This is a genomic window from Aquimarina sp. TRL1 (assembly GCF_013365535.1).
Classification (GTDB): Bacteria; Bacteroidota; Bacteroidia; order Flavobacteriales; family Flavobacteriaceae; genus Aquimarina; species Aquimarina hainanensis.
In genome coordinates this window covers 1,835,787-1,851,695 of sequence record NZ_CP053590.1, presented here as the reverse complement: position 1 = coordinate 1,851,695, position 15,909 = coordinate 1,835,787, and the positions used below count along the sequence as shown (strand labels likewise).

11 protein-coding genes are annotated in these 15,909 nt (G+C 36.2%); 6 read left to right on the top strand and 5 right to left on the bottom strand.

Features of this window, described 5'->3' with window-relative positions:
* Positions 1-87: 87 nt before the first annotated feature.
* Positions 88-3,747 (bottom strand): T9SS type A sorting domain-containing protein, encoded by a 3,660-nt coding sequence (locus HN014_RS07480; RefSeq protein ID WP_176028260.1) that lies wholly within the window; start codon positions 3,745-3,747, stop codon positions 88-90.
* Between the two features lie 264 nt (positions 3,748-4,011).
* Entirely contained in the window at positions 4,012-5,565 is a 1,554-nt protein-coding gene (locus HN014_RS07475) for an aldehyde dehydrogenase family protein (protein ID WP_176028259.1), read from the bottom strand.
* A 293-nt stretch (positions 5,566-5,858) separates the two neighbouring features.
* On the opposite strand from HN014_RS07475, the gene HN014_RS07470 reads away from it, so the two are divergent.
* Positions 5,859-8,333: a T9SS type A sorting domain-containing protein gene (locus tag HN014_RS07470; protein ID WP_176028258.1), complete on the top strand. Its 2,475-nt coding sequence runs from the start codon at positions 5,859-5,861 to the stop codon at positions 8,331-8,333.
* A gap of 86 nt (positions 8,334-8,419) precedes the next feature.
* Here HN014_RS07470 and HN014_RS07465 read toward each other — a convergent pair whose 3' ends face one another.
* Entirely contained in the window at positions 8,420-8,953 is a 534-nt protein-coding gene (locus HN014_RS07465; protein ID WP_176028257.1) for a 3-hydroxyanthranilate 3,4-dioxygenase, read from the bottom strand.
* 222 nt (positions 8,954-9,175) lie between these two features.
* A complete protein-coding gene (locus tag HN014_RS07460) occupies positions 9,176-10,093 on the bottom strand; it encodes a nicotinic acid mononucleotide adenyltransferase (protein WP_176028256.1) in 918 nt (305 codons plus the stop codon).
* Positions 10,094-10,300: 207 nt separating this feature from the next.
* Here HN014_RS07460 and HN014_RS07455 point away from each other — a divergent pair, with 207 nt between their 5' ends.
* Genes HN014_RS07455 through HN014_RS07435 form a run of 5 tightly spaced genes read left to right on the top strand, consistent with a single transcriptional unit; the run spans position 10,301 to position 14,745 of the window.
* The gene (locus HN014_RS07455; RefSeq protein ID WP_176028255.1) at positions 10,301-11,296 is read left to right on the top strand and encodes an NAD(P)H-dependent glycerol-3-phosphate dehydrogenase; all 996 of its coding nucleotides are present in this window, start codon (positions 10,301-10,303) and stop codon (positions 11,294-11,296) included.
* Between the two features lie 46 nt (positions 11,297-11,342).
* Complete coding sequence (locus HN014_RS07450) at positions 11,343-11,795, top strand: nuclear transport factor 2 family protein (RefSeq protein ID WP_176028254.1); 453 nt, start codon at positions 11,343-11,345, stop codon at positions 11,793-11,795.
* 31 nt (positions 11,796-11,826) lie between these two features.
* Positions 11,827-12,675, top strand: coding sequence for a sulfurtransferase (locus tag HN014_RS07445; protein WP_176028253.1), 849 nt, complete (start codon positions 11,827-11,829; stop codon positions 12,673-12,675).
* Between the two features lie 33 nt (positions 12,676-12,708).
* The gene (locus HN014_RS07440) at positions 12,709-13,806 is read left to right on the top strand and encodes a glycoside hydrolase family 3 N-terminal domain-containing protein (RefSeq protein WP_176028252.1); all 1,098 of its coding nucleotides are present in this window, start codon (positions 12,709-12,711) and stop codon (positions 13,804-13,806) included.
* A 15-nt stretch (positions 13,807-13,821) separates the two neighbouring features.
* Positions 13,822-14,745, top strand: a complete 924-nt coding sequence (locus HN014_RS07435; RefSeq protein WP_176028251.1) for a polysaccharide deacetylase family protein — start codon at positions 13,822-13,824, stop codon at positions 14,743-14,745.
* On the opposite strand, the gene dprA is transcribed toward HN014_RS07435, so the two are convergent.
* Positions 14,742-15,842: a DNA-processing protein DprA gene (gene dprA / locus HN014_RS07430; protein WP_176028250.1), complete on the bottom strand. Its 1,101-nt coding sequence runs from the start codon at positions 15,840-15,842 to the stop codon at positions 14,742-14,744. The genes HN014_RS07435 and dprA overlap by 4 nt on opposite strands.
* Positions 15,843-15,909: the final 67 nt, after the last annotated feature.

Genomic DNA, 15,909 nt, shown 5'->3' with positions numbered 1-15,909 from the left:
ATTGCCTGGTAACTTTTTTGTAATGAATTATTACAAAAATCATTCCCAGGCAATCTTTAGATTCTTATTTTAAAGCTTATATATTACTTATCGTTTGATAAGCTTTAGGTTTTTACTAATTCCTTCTCCTTCTATTTTCACAAAATAGAATCCAGCAGGTCTATCAGATGCATTCCAAACATATTCAGATCTCACATCAATATCAGAAGCTTCATGCACCATTTTTCCTGTAATATCAAATACGTGAAGAGATACTTTTTTCTGAGCTCCCATCGCTCTGAAATTAAACATAAATGTATTGTAAGAAGGGTTAGGCCAGATCGCAGTTTTTAATTCTGCATCCAATGTTACTAACGCCTCATCCTTAGCTACTTCTTGTCCAACTCCAGCAGTTCCTGACTCCTGTATAATTCCGTAAATCTGGAATACCTGATCTAATTGTGGTTTTCCAAAAGCTACTGAAAGAGAAGTCCAGTCAGTTGCTCCTGTTCCAAATAGATTCAAATCATCTTTAAAATGAGACTCTGCTCCTATTCCTGCTTCCTGAGAAGACCAGAACCATTGAGTAGCCCCAGGATTAAATGTCAGATTTACATATACAGATAACCAGTAATTACCACTTTCCAATACCAATTCTTCGGGAAGTAACAGATTCAGGTTTGCATCATTAGGCTCTGAAATCGGTGCCAGTGCACCACTATTATACACCTCATCTCCTGGTACTCCACCATTGTCCGCATAAATAACTACTGTCGCATTTGTTAATTCCGGAGCATTATTCGCCCCTCCAAATGCTAATACACGGTCTACTTTCCAGGTATACCCTTCTGGTACGACAAAATCATCAGCTGATTGTGCCAATCCTCCAAAATCAAGGAATAATTGGGATGGGGTTGAATTAATTGCTGCAGCAGTCTGCTCATATAAAGCAGGCTTGCTTACACTTACTGTAAATCCTTCGGCTACTTTTTCTTTTCCTGAAGTAGCAATCAATCCTATAGATGCCTGTCCTACGCCATCAGTTGCATACGATAGTGTCAATGTATTCCCACTTAAGGTAGCTGTTACTAAATCAGGATTCGAATTTGTTAACTCTATTGAAATAGCATTCCCTGCTGATTGTGTAAATAGTCCTTCCACATCAATTACAGTATCTTCGCTATTCACATCTGCGTCCAAATCTGGTAATAAATATGCAACGCTTAATGTAGATTCTGGCAACTGATTTAAAATCATAGGAAATCTGGCACTAAATAGTCCGTTTCCATGTGCAGCTACACCAACAAAACCATCTTTTCTTGTTTTTACTTGATGAATTACCGCATTACCGATAACTATTGGCTCTTTAATCCATCGTGTCTTTTCTCCTCTTAAGCTATTTGCATAATATAACCCTGTACTGGTTGCTGCAAATACTTTTTGTCTTTTAGTACCAAAGAACCCTTGGCTACTACCAAAGAATGCCGCTCCTCGTACAGAAGGTCCATTTCCTGTTCCATCAGGGTTTTCCTCTAAATTACCACTAATATTCACCCATGTTTCTCCTGCATCATCTGACAAGAATAAACTTTGTATCCCATAATTAGAAAATGAAACGATTAATCGATCCGAATTAGATGGATCTACTGTAATATCGCTTACATGCCCTGGAGGTAACCCTTTTCCACTGGAGATATCTACTACTGCCTGATTATCGATATTAGCATTATCCATTCTGTATATAAACCCATTATTAGTTCCATAGTACAGGCGATTTGCTACTGGATATTTAGAAACTCCAAGAGCAGTGATCGTTCCTCCTGCAGCAGTATTCGCTAAACTTACCCAATTAACCGTTGCCAATGCATTAGAGAATAATGGGATCTCATCCAGATTATTATTTCTCCAGATAATATTTCCTGCAGGCATATACATAATGTTGTCATTATTAGGATCCAAAATAAATGGAGCCACAAAACCAAGACCATTTGCTCCTGCGGGACGTACTCTCGTAAAAGATTCATATTCTCCTGCTTCATCAAAATTAAGTCGATATACATTTCCGAATTGCGAAGAAACATATCTGGTTCTTCCTCCGTCTGCTATTGCATTCACAGATCCATCTCCTCCAAAATCTTCTGCCCATGCTTCTGTTGGATTCGTAGAATTCGTAAACCAGGTTCCATTATCCTGAAATCCTGCTAACATATCATCACTATTAGCATCTGGATCAAAAGAAAACGCATATGGTTGTGTAGTTACATATCCGTTATTTAATGAAGTCCATACTACTGCTTCTGGATCTACAGATGTAGCTGTTATATCTTCTGTAACAAAAACTCCTCCATCATTTCCTGTCAATACTTTATCAGGGTTCGACGGATAGAATACTAAGGCATGCTGATCTGGATGCTGGTTTGGATACAGTGCATAACTATCACTAGCTGCGGTATATCCTGCTACCCATCCTTCTCTTCCTGTAGGAGTTGTAAATCCTGTTTCAGATCTGTATAAATTTGTTCCTCCTACAAATACCATATCAGAATTCGAAGGGTGTACTTTTACAACCATATTATATCCTCCCTGTAAGTTCAGGTTTCCTGCTCTTCCTCCAATGGTATTTGGCAAGTTTTCTGTAAGCTCAGTCCAGCTTCCTGCTCCTGCATCATATTTGAATAATAATTCTCCTGCTCCAGCTGGGGTTTGTGAGAAAAAGTAAACAGTATTTTCATTAGAAGGGTCAATCCCCATGACAGTTCTACCATATGTTTCCGGCATTGTTTCTGGGGTAATATCAGTCCAGTTTGTCCCATCAGTAGATGTAAAAAATCCTTTGTTTGGATCTCCTTCCGAATCGATGGTTGCATAGATAACTCCTGTAGAAGAAATCGTTACTTCTACTCGGTTATCACGACCTCCTGCTAGCACTTCTTCAAATGATCTTCCTCCATCCTGAGAACGGTGCAATCCTTCAAAGGTTGCTACATATAGATCTCCGTTTGTTGGGTCTACTGCAATAGAATTAATCAAATCAAAAGAAGAAAAAGAACCAATTTCTCCATCATTTGTAGCTTGAAGTAATCTCCAGGTTCTTCCTCCATTCATAGACTTATAAACTCCATTCCCTCCATAAAACGCTCCTCCTCCAGAAGCTGAGTTTCCTGATCTTTCTCCTGACCCATAATACCAAATATGTTGTTTTCTCGGTCTTGGATCCTGAACAATACAGGTAATACTGGGGGATTGTCTAGGTCGTGTTACTTTTTTCCAGGTGGTTCCTCCGTTAGTTGAACGCCAAAGTCCTCCAGAAACCCCTCCTGCAAAAATTACATTTTCATTCGTCGCATCAATTGCTAATGCTCTTGTTCTACCTCCAACATTATGAGGTCCCCGATTTTTCCAATACGAAAAACTTCCTTTCATAGAAGCTGCAGATTTCTTAAAATCATCTCCGGTACTGATTTTCTTAGAGAATTCAATTTCTAAATCTTTGATTCCTTTTGGAATTTTTCCGGAGTAAGGGTTTTTTAAAAGATTGAATTCGTACTCCATCCTGTCCAATGCTCTATCTCCTACTCTGGAGATTTTTGTTTCAACAGGACCGGATTTACTGTCATAAAGTTTAGATGCTTTGTAAAGCGAGTGCCCCTTTGTAATGGGTTGCTGATCGGCTTGTGTCTTCAGTTGTTGAGCCCCGGCTGTATATCCAATACACAGCACTGCAAAAACTGAAACACTCTTTCGTGTGAAGAGTAATGACAATTTCATAATTTCAAATTTAATTTGTGAGAATTATCCAAATTTAACCTAAAATTATATCAATTGTCTTAATTTTTAGCAAAAATTTTACACTTAACCCGCAAATATCACAAGTATTCTCCTCCTGTGAATCAACAATATTCCCTTTGTTTATCTATGTATAACACTCATCCTCTCTTCTTTTTTTTAAGTAAAAAAAATAAAAAAAGCATCGTTTCAATTTTCTATTTGAAACGATGCTTTTTTAATCTCTTAAAATTAAGAATTCCCTACTTAGAGGTCGAATTTAATACCTTGTGCTAAGGGTAATTCTGTAGTATAATTTATTGTATTTGTCTGACGCCTCATATAGACTTTCCAGGCATCAGAACCGGATTCTCTTCCTCCTCCGGTATCTTTTTCTCCACCGAATGCTCCTCCGATTTCAGCTCCTGAGGTTCCTATATTTACATTGGCAATCCCACAATCAGAACCTGCTGCTGATAAGAATCGTTCTGCCTCTCTAAGGTTATTTGTCATAATTGCCGAAGAAAGTCCTTGTGTCACTCCATTTTGTATTTCAATAGCATTTTCTACTTCTCCACTATATTTCAACAGATATAATACCGGAGCGAAGGTCTCATGTTGTACAATTTCATAAGTGTTGTTTGCTTCTGCAATAGCTGGCTTTACATAACAACCACTTTCATAACCTTCTCCTGATAAAACACCTCCATCTACTATAATATTTCCTCCTTCTTCTACTACTTTTTGTAACGCTTCCTGATATCCTTTTACAGCATCTTTATCAATAAGAGGACCTACATGATTATTCTCATCTAGCGGGTTTCCTATTCTCAATTGCTTATACGCATCTACTACTGCATTTTTCACTTTGTCATAAATAGATTCGTGAATTATTAATCTACGTGTAGAGGTACATCGCTGACCTGCTGTTCCAACTGCTCCAAAAACTGCTCCGATAACTGTCATCTTGATATCTGCATCGGGTGTCACAATAATCGCATTATTCCCTCCTAATTCTAACAATGATTTTCCTAATCGTTGTCCAACTGTACTTGCAACAATCTTCCCCATTCTGGTTGAGCCTGTAGCTGAAACTAAAGGAATTCTCTTATCTGTAGTGATCATTTCTCCAACCTTATAATCTCCATTAACTAAACAGGAGATTCCTTCAGGTAGGTTGTTTTCTTGTAACACCTTAGTTATTATATTCTGACAGGCAATCCCACAAAGTGGTGTTTTTTCACTTGGTTTCCACACACATACATCTCCACATATCCATGCTAATGCTGTATTCCATGACCATACAGCTACCGGAAAGTTAAACGCACTTATAATCCCTACAATTCCCAGCGGGTGATATTGCTCATACATTCTATGTCCCGGACGCTCTGAATGCATTGTCAATCCATGCAACTGCCTAGATAACCCAACGGCAAAATCACAGATATCAATCATTTCCTGCACTTCTCCTAATCCTTCTTGGTAGGATTTCCCCATTTCATAAGAGACTAATTTCCCCAAAGGTTCTTTTAATCTTCTTAACTCTTCTCCAAATTGTCTGACAATTTCTCCTCGCTGAGGCGCCGGTACTTTTCTCCAAGAAGCAAAAGCTGTTGTTGCTGTCTGAATAACTTTTTCATAATCTTCCTGAGTTGTGGTAAATACTTTTCCTATCAATGCTCCATCAACAGGTGAATAAGACAAGATTTCTTCTCCAGAAGAAAACCAGTCTGCTCCGGTAGATGTTCCTTTATTCTGTTCAGAAACACCTAACTGTTGTAGCGCTTCCTGAATTCCAAAATCTGTTGCAATCGCTGCCATTTTATTGTTGTTTTTTTAAAGAAAAAGGTAAAGATACTGTGTTTTTGTAATGAAAATTCTATTTCTCTTTTTACAGAGATATTTTAAGTTATTTTTTTTCATTAGCTCATAAATTTAATCAAATTCACACAATTCTCACACAAAAAGAAATGATTTGGTTTTATACGTTTTAATTCTACGGAATGACCTTACCGTAGCCTAGTTATTTACCTGTTTAGAAACAGGGTATCAACTCTTACATTATCCTTCTGAAAAACAAACCTTTGCACTCACTAATATTAAAACCGACAATTATGAAAAATCTAGTAATTTTCACATTTCTTTTTTTGACCAGCGCCCACATATGGTCGCAGATTCCAATGGAAAAAGCTTATGAAATTCTATTGGAAAAAGGAGTTATATCACAAGATAAAAACCAGTGGGTTTATGGTTCTCAGGAGGTTCTCCCTCCTAACTACAGCATTCGAAGTTTTAACAAAACCATTAGGAGTCCTAAATCACATTCCTGGCTCTTTTTTATTGATGAAGCGCCTTATGCTAACTGGGAACACCCTGCTCAATACATCTTTTTTGATGTAGAAACAGCTCGTTATGAAATTACCAAAGCTACTACTCCTCCTGATATGATCCGGGAGATGAAAGTATTGAGAAAACATATAGAAACCCGGGAACGCTTTCTAGATTTTGCAAAGCAGGTAAACAATATTCCTTGTGGTACTTCTTCTAATAAATATGCAGTAATTATCAGTGGAGGATGGAATCAGGGGAATAACCATGTAAGATACTGGAATGACTGCTCTTTCGTTTACAAAACTTTGGTTAACAAATACGGATATGCAGATGCTAATATTTATACATTGATGTCAGACGGAACTAATCCTGCAGCTGATATTTCCAACGGGACGAATTCTAATCCTGACCTCGACGGAGATGGGGACAATGACATTCAGTTTTCTGCTACGCATGCGAATATTACTTCAGTATTCAATACCTTATCTGGAATTCTGGATGAAGATGATGAACTTTTTATTTTTACTACTGACCATGGAGGTGTTGACACTTCTGGAGCAACTGCATGGGATACTTTATTATACCTTTGGGGAGAGACTATAAATGACGATGAATTTGCTACCGAGGTAAACAAAGTAAATGCTGGTAAAATTTCTATTGTAATGGAACAATGTAACAGTGGAGGGTTTATTGATGACCTTTCCGGACCAAATCGAGTGATTGCTACAGCTGCCAGACATGATGAACTGTCCTGGGCAGGTCCCACTATTAATACGGATGAATTCGTCTATTATTGGACATCTGCTGTCAATGAAGCTTTTCCTTCAGGGGTTTTTGTAGGTTCTGATGTAAATGCAGATGGGGTAGTTACTAAAAGAGAAGCTTTTGATTACGCAGAAACACAAGATTCCAGACCAGAAACCCCTCAATTTGATGAGGTTCCGGTTAACCTGGGAGATCAACTTACCCTAAATGGGACAGGGGATTTATACATTATGGATAATCGTACTCCTTATCACAGTAGTAGTGACACTGGAATAGAACCCAACCCATTTAGCGGACCCATGTACACGAGTAGAGATATCTGGGTACGTCAAAATATGGACGGAGGAACCAGCCATCAAAACCCGGAGTACAAAACGACCAGTCCTAATGGAGTATATGTACGAGTAAAAAACAGAGGTTGTGCTCCTATTTCAGATGGGAAACTACGTGTTTATTTCTCCAAGGCATCCACAGGTTTATCATGGCCGACAAACTGGATCAACTTTTATGATTTTACTCCTGGAGGTTCCTATCTATTACATGGGGATGAAATTACCAGTATTCCATTAAATATTCCGAATTTGAATCCCGGAGATGAAACTATTATTGAAATTCCATGGTATCCTCCAAATCCGAATGATTTTGATTATGACAAGCATCATTTTTGTCTAATCGCCAGAGTTATCTCTCAAATAGACCCGATTGGTGTAGAAACCTCATCTGTAAACAGTAATACCAGAAACAATAATAATGTTGCCTGGAAAAATGTATCTGTTTATGATGCCAACCCATCGAATAATGTAAGTTATACGAATGTATATGTGCGCAATACTGATCTTAAAAGAGAAGATATTATTGATCTGAACTTCTATGATGGAATATACGGAACCAATACGACCAACCATTTCTTAAAACACGGAAATATTACTGCCACAATGAGTCCGGAGTTATTCGAGCGCTGGAAAGCCTATGGAGATGGTAGAGGGATCGAAGTTGTTGGAAGAAATACCATTCAAATTTTCGAACCAAAAGCTGTAATGACGGGAATTCCTCTTAAACCCGGAGAAACATTCTCTTTACAAATGCAATTCAAATTATTCAAAGACACTCCATACCGACGTCCTTTTATTTATGATGTAGTTCAAAGTAACAAAAGAGGTGTTATCGGAGGGGAGCGTTTTGATATCGTATATGGTCAAAAAGAAAAGGATATATTCAAAGAAAACAGTAAACCTGCTATTAACTTGAATGTTTATCCGAATCCGGCCACCAAGCAACTAGCGATTACCTATCAAACAGAAAAAACCAATAATACGGTTTCCTTCACTTTGAAAAATATGGAAGGAGACTCTCTTCTTTCCGATGAAATCAAGCATCAGAAAAAAGGCGTTTTTACTCAACAGTTTGACATTGCCTCTTTGCGAAGAGGTATATATTTCTTGACCATTACAATAAACGGTAAAACAACGGTAAAAAAAGTATTCAAAAAATAGGGAGTGCTTCCGTAAGAATCTTATCCTAGTTATAGAAATGGATATAGTACAAAAAAGAAGAGGGGCTCGTACGAGCCCCTCTTTTATTACCCGATAAATCGCTTATCTACCGGCATTTCTTTACCACAATTATTACAGGTACGAAGTTCTTTATTAGAATAGAAATCTTTAAAGTGTTTTAAGAAATCTTTTTCTATATCATTCAATTTGAAATACACATCATGCAACTTGGTATTGCAGTGATCACAGTACCATAACAATCCATCATCTGCTTCTAAATGATCTCGTTTTCTTTCGATAACCAAACCTAATGAACCTTCATGTCGTACTGGTGAATGCGGAACACCTGCCGGGTGCAAATACATATCTCCAGGTCCTAATTTCATCGTTTTTTTTACTCCTTCTTCCTGAATATGAACTTCTATCTCTCCTTCTAACTGATAAAAAAGCTCTTCTGTTTCATTATAATGATAATCTTTTCTAGCATTAGGACCTGCTACAATCATTACTATATAGTCTCCAGCATCTTTATATAAATTTCTATTTCCTACGGGAGGCTTTAATGTATCTCTGTTTTCCTCAATCCATTGATTGAGATTGAATGGTTTTTGAATTCCCATATCATGCAATTTTAGTGTATAAAATTACGGAATTACCTGAGAACTTTCTCCATTGCACTTGTTCTCATATTAACTCGTTAAAAAAAGCATCTGTTAAAAACCTAGATTGGGTTATTTTTTCTCTCTAATGAATAAAACAAAAACTTCTAAAAAATAGAAATCGCTCAGACAAGAAAATTCTTGCAGAGCGATTTCCAACTAAATAACCAACCAAAAGTCTTACTATCTTGAAAGCTTCATAAAATCAGCTTTTTTTATTCTTTTCTTTGTGTTTTGAGTTGTTTTTCCATGAGTAGACTTTTTTATCTGCACATATTCTCTTCCTTCAAAATGATACACCGTTCCTGAAGAGGGGTGAAGCAACTCTATCTTTCTATCGTTTATAACGGACAACTCAAAGTGTTCATTGCCTAGATAGCTATAATCAAGTGTTAAAATTTTCCTATTTAAGTTGTTAAAAACGTCTTGTATTTCATAATGCCCCTCATAATCATAGAAAATACTTGGGATTCGCATACCGTTTGGGTCTTTAGAACTCTTGAAATTGTCTCCTGCTCCAAAAGGTAAAAAAGCAATATAGGTCTCTTCATCAAATTCATTAATCACACCAAATTCACTAGTATACACTTTCTCCCATGTGGTATATTCTTGTAAAAAGTAATGAATATTGTCATAAAAAACCCTGTCGTAGTCAAAGGTATTTCTTTGATACCCTATTAAATAATAACTTGTATTTAACACGGGATCATGAACACGAATCTCATTATCTGCTAATTGAGTAATAATCAAATTATAAACCCCATCAATATCGTGATCTATTGTTAATTCTGTACCAAACGCATCAAAAAAACCGACGTCTAACCCAAAACCATTTCCATTATCCCCAATACCCACTAAATTGTTATTCGCAAAGAATGTATCATTTCTAAAAGACACAGTAAATGCCTGCTGAAAAAATGGAATTTCTCCATTCCCTTGTGTTCTTTCGATATCTACATACCAAATTTCATAGCTATGCAATACCTCATCTAAAGTAACAACAGGTTCTTCGTGAAACTCGTTAACAACTACTTCACTTGTACATGAAGTAAAAAGTAATATCCCCAGGATAAAAGCCGAAAGTATTTTTAGTGTTTTCATAATTGTATCGGTTTACTATTTGCTTTTAGAGAACCAAAACGCATGCCAAAAAATTAAAACTCTGATATACAGAAGTTTATTTTATAGTGTATTTTACTTACTTTTGAGCACTCAATTAATTTGTGTGTAAACCTCTTTTTGGAACTACAAAGGCATCTAAGAAAACCCAAATCATCAACTACTGGATGTTAATTGAAAATTACTTGAATGAAAGAAAAACCAACATTTGCCGTAATCGGTGGAGGAAGCTGGGCAACAGCAATCGTAAAAATGCTTTGTGAAAATCTTACAGAAGTAGGATGGTATATGAGAAGTATTTATGCAATAGAGCATCTAAAAAAACAACAACATAATCCTAATTATCTCAGCTCCGTAGAATTTAAAACGCATCAGCTCAAGCTAACTGATGATATTAATGAAGCGGTAGCCTATGCTGACTATCTGATATTTGCCATCCCTTCCGCTTTTTTATATAGTGAATTAAAAAAACTGAATACTGATCTAAAAGGTAAAATAGTTTTTTCTGCAATTAAAGGAATTGTCCCTGAAACAGGGCTGATTGTAGGGGAACATTTTAATCAGGAGTATAACATCCCATTAGATAACATCGGTGTGATTACAGGACCTTGTCATGCAGAAGAAGTTGCTCTGGAACGGTTATCCTATCTAACGATTGCTAGTATTGATGAGAAAAAAGCCACTTTAATGGCTTCTCATTTGGAAAGCGAATATATAAAGTGTAAAATCAGTGATGACATCATCGGAACTGAGTATGCTGCTATGCTCAAAAACATATATTCTATTGCTGCAGGTATTGCCCATGGACTAGGGTATGGAGATAATTTTCAGAGTGTATTAATGAGTAATGCCATTCGGGAAATGAAACGCTTTATCAAGAAAGTTCATAAAATGAAGCGAAATATTAACAATTCTGCTTATTTAGGAGATCTATTAGTGACCGGATATTCCGTTTTTTCCAGAAATCGTATGTTTGGAAATATGATTGGGAAAGGCTATACCGTAAAAAGTGCTCAAATGGAAATGAATATGGTGGCAGAAGGTTTTTACGCAACTAAAAGTGCTTATGTGCTCAATGAGTCTAAAGGAGCAAGGACTCCTATTATCGACGCTGTTTATAACGTCCTATACAATCATAAAGATCCTAGTAAGGTTTTTAGAAAATTAGCCGATAAACTGGATTAATTATTCTTATCTTCATACCTTCTATAGATTCTTACAGAATAAGGTTATGGATGAATTAATTCAGAATTTTTACACAGCATTTCAGGAACGTGATGCTACAAAAATGAACGCTTGTTATCACAGCAATGTTACTTTTAGTGATCCGGTTTTTGGAACGCTTAAAGGAGAACAGGCAAAAAAGATGTGGCGAATGCTTTGCAAAAACGGAAAGGATCTCCGCGTGGAGTTTTCTGATGTAAAAGCCACAGAAAAAGAAGCTTCTGCTAATTGGAAAGCGCAATATACATTTAGTAAAACAGGACGGGCTGTCACCAATACAATTCGTGCTTCTTTTGTTTTTAAGGACGGCAAAATTATAGAACACCATGATGAGTTTAACATCCGTAACTGGGCTGGTCAGGCATTAGGGTGGAAAGGAAAACTATTAGGAGGAACTTCTTTTTTCAGAAAAAAACTTAGAAAACAGGTACTGAATATGCTTGATCGATTTGAAAAATAGAAATCGACTATTTTAAAAAACACATTTTACAATGAAAAAAATTACGCTTTCTTCTCCTATTGTTTCTGCTGCGTGGCTAGCAGAACACCTAGATCATCCTGACATTATCATTCTGGATGCCAGTATAAAAAAAGTAACTGCATCTGATCATGTATCAGTTACTTCTCAGATAAAGAATGCACGTTTTTTCGATATTAAAAACACTTTTTCGGACAAGACAAATTCAATTCCAAATATGCTTCCAACGCCAGAGGTATTTGCCAAAGGTTGTGAAGAATTAGGAATTTCCTCTGATCATACCATAATCATATATGACACATTGGGAATTTATAGTAGTCCCAGGGCTTGGTGGATGTTCAAAACAATGGGGCACGAAAATGTAGCTGTTTTAGATGGAGGACTTCCTGTTTGGGTAAAATCAGGATACCCTACAACCTCTGTAGAGAAGAGATCTCATTTTTCTACTACTCATTTCAAAACATCATTCCGCCCTGAACACGTAGCCTCTGTTACTGATATTATGAATAGTATCCACCATACAGACAACTGTATATTAGACGCTCGTTCTAAAGGGCGTTTTGAAGCTACAGCCCCGGAACCAAGAGCTGATCTAAAAGGAGGTCACATTCCTAACTCTATTAGTTTACCTTATACCAGCGTCTTATCTGATGATGGAACGATATTGTCAACAGCTCAATTACAATCCTTATTTAATTCGCTGCCTATTGCTAATAAGAAATTAATTTTTAGTTGTGGATCAGGAATTACAGCTTGTATCATTTTATTAGCCTCTCAACTTGCAGGATATCCTATGGGAGTCATTTATGACGGATCCTGGAGTGAATGGGGTCAATTACCTAATGTACCTATTACCTCATAACCTTTATATTCTCTAGCCTATTATTATATTATTATGAAAAAAACCACTCAATTCCTTATTGCTTTACTCCTTCCATTATCAATTGTTGCCCAACAGCAGTTTTCTCTACAAGATTTCTATTCCTCAGATTCCTTATTGACTGCCAAGGTAGATTCTGTATATAATAGTCTAAGTGAACAAGAACGAATTGCACAAATGATCATTACCTCAGCCGGAGAACTGGGAAAATCTGTAGCAACCGTTAATAAGTTAGCTTCTGCTAACAAAATAGGAGGAGTCGTTTTCTTAAAAGGCTATAAAAAGAAACATATCCAACATATCAATACGCTCAATAGCATCAGCAAAAAAAATAACTCCATCCCTTTATTATTTAGTATGGATGCAGAACCTAGTTTATTCAGTAGCAGAATAAAAGGAGCCAAAAATGTTGGCAAAACTATTGACATCAAAACAGTTGAACAATCTGATCAGGTTACCAGTACTATTAATAAAGAACTCAAAGAAATTGGTGTACATCATAACTATGCTCCTGTTCTTGATGTTAGTGCTGCCAATGAAGCAATTAAATCAAGAAGTTATGGCAGTAATAAAGACACTGTAGTAGCACTTGCCAACCGGTTTATTCTTCATACTCAAAAAGAAGGAATTATTGCCACTGCAAAACATTTTCCAGGACATGGACTGGTAAAAGGAGATACTCACAAAAGAAGTGTATATATAGATGGACCATTACAAGAGGTTGCTAACTACAAAAAAATTATTGAAGATGGCGTTCTTTCAATCATGATTGCTCATATAACAATACAAAACAATGACAAATATGCCACTGATGGTATCCCGTCTAGCTGTTCTCGAAAAATTGTAACCGGACTATTAAAAGAAGAAATGGGATTCAAAGGGATTATCATTTCTGATGCTCTAAACATCATGAAAGCGGTTACTATTCTAAAAAACGCTCCTTTATTAGCATCAAAGGCAGGTTGTGATCTCATTTTAATGCCTCAAAATGAAGAACGAACGATGCAAAATATCTATAAGGAAACCCTTTCTGATCCTGCTTATAAAAAACAGGTTGCTACCTCTGTAAAAAAAATAATTCGTTTAAAAATCTGCGCGGGAATTATTCAATAAACCTTCTTCATACCCATGTATAGAATCCTATGTATTGGCAGTTTATTTTTACTTCAATCATTAGCTGCCCAAAAGAATTTTGTTTCTATAACCATTGATGATGTACCGAATATACAATTACTCGAAAAAACCAATTTTTCTTCTGAATTATTACGAAAAATAGATAGCATGCAATTGCCTGTAGCAATTTTTATCAACGAAGGATTTCTCTATCAAAACAAAAACTACCATCAGAATTACAATCAACTTGTCCAATGGATTACGAACAAAAATGTAACTTCAGGAAATCATACATATGGACATACGGCATACGAACAATACAGCTCCTTTACCGAAGACATTATTAAAGGAGCGGTAATTACCAAAGAAGTTTTGGCACAACAGGAAGACAGTCTGAAATACTTTAGATTTCCGTATAATAATCTGGGAAAAGACAGTATTTCTCAGAAGAAAATGGCGCACTTTCTTTCTCGCAAAGGGTATACAATTACCCCTTTTACCATAGAAAGTGAGGACTGGCTTTTTAATACATTGTATGAAAATGCGTTGCAAAAAAAAGATTTTAAAAATGCGAGATATATTGGAGATACATATCTTTCATACACCCTGAATGTATTTGAGTACCATCAAAAACTATCACAAGATCAATACAAACGAAACATACGGCATATTTTCTTATGTCATGATAACGTGTTAAACACAGATTATCTCCCTAAAATCATCAAGCATTTGCAATCCAAAGAATATCGTTTCATATCAATAAAAGAAGCATTAGAAGATCCCGTATACTCTTCTAAAAACACATATTATAAAAAATGGGGTATTTCCTGGATGTATCGGTGGATTCAAGATCCAAAAAAGAGAAGCAAATTATTAAAAGCTGCTCCTGATAATAAAGAAATGAATAAGATGTACAATCAACTGTTAGAATCACATTAGATAAGTTCGAAACGTTTTCCTGGTAGCGGACGAACTACTCCTTTTAGTTCCATTGTAAGTAAAAGAGAAGCAACTTTAAATGTAGGCATATGACAATGAAGAGCAATATGATCTAATAATTCTTTGTTATTGTTTTCCAAAAAATGAAATATTGTTTTCTCTTCTTCATCTAGGGTCACGAACAATTGCTTTTGTTGCGCCTGTTGTTGTTTCTCTTCTAATTCCCAATTGAGCATATAAATCAAATCGGCAGCCGTGGTCAATACATGCGCTTTTTGTGTTTTGATAAGCATATTACACCCTTGACTGTATACATCAGTAACACGTCCTGGTACAGCAAAAACATCTCTGTTATAAGAATGTGCTAACTCTGCTGTTACCAGAGATCCTCCTTTATTTGCACTTTCTATAACTACTGTCGCTTCACTGATTCCTGCAATAATGCGATTTCTACCTAAAAAATTCTTTCTATCAAACAGGTCTGTACTCCAATAATCTGTAAAAAAACCACCATTCTCTTCAATAGCAGTTGTATATTTTTTATGTGTTTTAGGGTATAGTTGGTTTAATCCATGTGCCAGACAACCGATCGTCTGCAAACCAGCATTTAAAGCTGCTCGCTGTGCTGTGATATCAATTCCATACGCAAAACCAGATACAATTATCGGATCCAAAGGAGCTAACATTTCTATAAGCTCTTCACAAAACCGAATACCATAGCTTGTAGCCCTTCTAGTACCAACAATACTGATTACGTTTTTTTGTGTCATACATATGTTCCCTCTCCCAAATAATAAAACCGGACCATCCAAACATTGCTTTAGTCTATAGGGATAGTCAGGAGCATCATACAAATAACAATCAATTGCATTATTTCTGATAAAACAAAGCTCCTCTTCTACCGCTGCCTCATATGCCGGATTCTGTATGTCATGTATCCGCTGACTGCCAATTCCTTCAATTTTAAGAAGATTCGCTGCTTTTTCTTTCAGTACTCCTTCTGCACTTCCAACAGCTTGTATCATTTTCTTAATTGAACTATCTCCTAAATTTGCTGCTTTTTTTAAAATCATTACAGCTTTTAGCTTCTCTTCCATTTCGTAATCAATTGTATATCAACATAAGAAACAAAAAAAAATCCAATCTGTTAATAAAATCACTTAT